We start from the raw sequence: 2,462 nt of genomic DNA, 5'->3' as shown, positions 1-2,462 counted from the left end.
CCGCGTGCTCGCGTCGTCGCGCAGCTCGGCGAAGGCCGCGGCCAGCTCGGCCAGCATCTCGTCGCTCAGCGAGTTGCGCCGGTCGGGTCGGTTCAGGGTCACCGTCGCGACGCGACCGTCGCGGTCGAGCGTGACGTTCCGGGTCATGCTCTCAGCTCCCTCTCCGCATGCTCCAGCCAGAGCGGCATGTCCATCTTGCGGTACATCGCCGCCGCGGTGGCAAGGACCACGCGGTGTCAATCTCAGCCGGCCTGCTTGCTCGGCCCGCGCCGGGCGGTGGTGTACGAGCTCGCTCCGTTTCCCGCGGTCAGGCGTGCGGGCCGTGGGCCGCCCAGATCCGCTCGAACCGGCCCAACACCTCCGGGTCGTCGGCGATCCGCGCCAGCTCCGCGAGCCACCGGCGCACATAGGCGACGTCGAGGGCTTTCCCCTGTCGCGCCACCACGCCTTCGATGTCCAGCACGTCCTGTGGGCGCCCGGCGAGCGCCTTATGGATGACGAGGTCCTCGGGCGAGCAGAGGCGGACCTGCCGGCCGTCTCCCAGCTCGTAGGGGACGGCCCGGTCCATGACTTCTTCCTCGTAGCCGGGCAGCCCCAGGCTGATGTCGGCTTCGCTGCCCCCCGGCACCTCCACGGGCAGCACGCGATGCTCCAGGGCGAACGTCACCGCGTTCTCGAGGCGGGCCGGGAACCTCGCCACGATCTCGCGCAGCGTCGGCTCCTCGCCTCCCGGAGCCAGAAGAATGGTGAGGTCGACGTCACGGGTCAGGCGCGGCTGCCCCCAGCGCTGGACGGCCAGGCCGCCGATGATCGCGTAGGGGATCCGGCGTGCCGTGAGGAACGTGTGGAGCTGCCAGGCGGTCTCGAACTGGCGGTTCACCGGCGGCCGCGGAGGCGGCGTCGGAGCGCAACGCGGTCCTCGATCGCCCGCCGGTCGAGTGCCGCCTCGTCGCCCGAGGTCCGGGACGCCGCCTCCCATACCCGGCACAGGGAGTCGTACTCCGTCCGGGCTTCCTCGACGCTGAGCGACACGAGCCGGCGGAGCGCCTCCTGGCGAAGACGCACGCTGGCCCGACGGTGGCCCTCGACGAACCGCCGGAGCTCCTCCCGGGATACCATGGCCGCGGCTATTCTAGCCCATCCCTTCGCCGGAAGAGCGCGGCGCCGAGCCGTCAGAGGCGGACGAGGTTCGGCTGCTCGACGTACGCGATCGCGCGCTCGCGGCCGTGGACGGCCTCGGCTCGGGCCACCGCTGACTCCACGCTGTCCGCCACCTCGAAGCCGAGATGGCGCGGCACCGCCGGGTCCCGGGGCGCCACGACGATGAGGAGATGGACATCTCCATCCGCCCGACGCCGGCCGGTAACGGCGTCTCCGGGAATTCACGTACCTCCTGCGCGTGCCGTCTGGTAAGAAACTCGGCAGCCCGGCGAAAAATGGCCACCTCATCGCCGATCAGGGGGCCGGCATTCCGGCTAAGTGCCCGTCTTTCCAGGAGCGCTGGCGGGTCGGACCGTGGCACTCCTCTTGCTCATCACACGGGCCACCCATGGCTGGGGACGAACTTTCCCGCGCCTATCAGGACCTGGTCGAGATCGCGCTCGCCCTCACCCGCGAGACCGAGCTCCCCATCCTGCTCGATCGCATCCTCACCGAGGCCCGCCGGTTCACCGGCGCCGAGGCCGGCACCCTCTATCTCCTGGAGGGCGACCGCCTGCAATTCTCCGTGGTCCAGAACGATGCGCTCACCCGCCGGCTCGGGGCCGACGAGATGCGACGCTGTCTGCAGGTCGAGCCGCTGCGGCTCGACGAGCCGAGCCTCGCCGGGCACGTCGCGCTCACCGGGGACATCCTCAATCTCCACGACCCGCAGATGATCCCCCCGGACCGCCCGTACGGCTTCAATGGCAAGGTCGACGCCCGGTGCCGCTATCGGACGCTGTCCGTCCTGGTCCTCCCCCTCCAGGACCCGTCGGGCAAGATCCTCGGCGTCCTGCAGCTCATCAACGCGCTCGATCGTGATGGCCGGGTCGTGCCCTTCGACACCCGCTACGAGCCGCTGGTCCGGGCGCTCGCCCTCCAGGCCGGCGTGGCGATCCGCAACACGCGCCTCGAGGCGCTGGCGCTCAAGGACGCGCTCACCGACGTCTACAACCGGCGCTACTTCCTGGCTCGCCTCCACGAGGAGTGCCGGCGCTTCCCGCGCTCGAGCGAGCCGGTCGCCCTCGTGCTGCTGAACCTCGACGGCTTCCGCGCCGTCAACGAGCACGCCGGGCAGGGCGGGGGCGACGTGGTCCTCCGTGACGCGGCCCGGCTCCTCCTCCGGCACTCCCGGAACTTCACGGTCGTGAGCCGGTTCGGGGGCGACGAGTTCGCCATCCTGCTGGTGGACACGTCCAAGGCCGGCGCCGTGACTTACGCGGAGCGGATCCGGAGCGTCTTCGAGCAGCACCCGTTCGAGC

The 2,462-nt window shown here is 71.1% G+C and carries 5 protein-coding genes; 1 reads left to right on the top strand and 4 read right to left on the bottom strand.

Features of this window, described 5'->3' with window-relative positions; all coding sequences use genetic code 11:
• The 4 genes from VGW35_12115 to VGW35_12100 all read right to left on the bottom strand — a co-directional run.
• Positions 1 to 147 (bottom strand): enoyl-CoA hydratase-related protein (locus VGW35_12115; GenBank protein ID HEV8308404.1); only part of this gene is annotated, 147 nt, incomplete at its 3' end.
• A gap of 160 nt (positions 148 to 307) precedes the next feature.
• Positions 308 to 880: a hypothetical protein gene (locus VGW35_12110; GenBank protein HEV8308403.1), complete on the bottom strand. Its 573-nt coding sequence runs from the start codon at positions 878 to 880 to the stop codon at positions 308 to 310.
• Positions 877 to 1,119, bottom strand: a complete 243-nt coding sequence (locus VGW35_12105) for a hypothetical protein (protein ID HEV8308402.1) — start codon at positions 1,117 to 1,119, stop codon at positions 877 to 879. Before VGW35_12105 ends, VGW35_12110 begins: the two co-directional genes overlap by 4 nt.
• 53 nt (positions 1,120 to 1,172) lie before the next feature.
• The gene (locus VGW35_12100) at positions 1,173 to 1,298 is read right to left on the bottom strand and encodes a hypothetical protein (protein HEV8308401.1); all 126 of its coding nucleotides are present in this window, start codon (positions 1,296 to 1,298) and stop codon (positions 1,173 to 1,175) included.
• A 251-nt stretch (positions 1,299 to 1,549) separates the two neighbouring features.
• On the opposite strand from VGW35_12100, the gene VGW35_12095 reads away from it, so the two are divergent.
• On the top strand, positions 1,550 to 2,462 hold a 913-nt coding region (locus VGW35_12095; protein ID HEV8308400.1), incomplete at its 3' end, for a sensor domain-containing diguanylate cyclase.

The sequence above is a fragment of the Candidatus Methylomirabilota bacterium genome (assembly GCA_036005065.1).
Classification (GTDB): domain Bacteria; phylum Methylomirabilota; class Methylomirabilia; order Rokubacteriales; family DASRDR01; genus DASYQW01.
Note: the sequence above shows the minus strand (reverse complement) of the source record. Positions and strands in the feature narration are given on the sequence as shown.

Coding starts and splice junctions, on each gene's coding strand:
- VGW35_12105 (HEV8308402.1), bottom strand. CDS start 1,119: ATGGTATCCCGGGAGGAGCTCCGGCGGTTCGTCGAGGGCCACCGTCGG.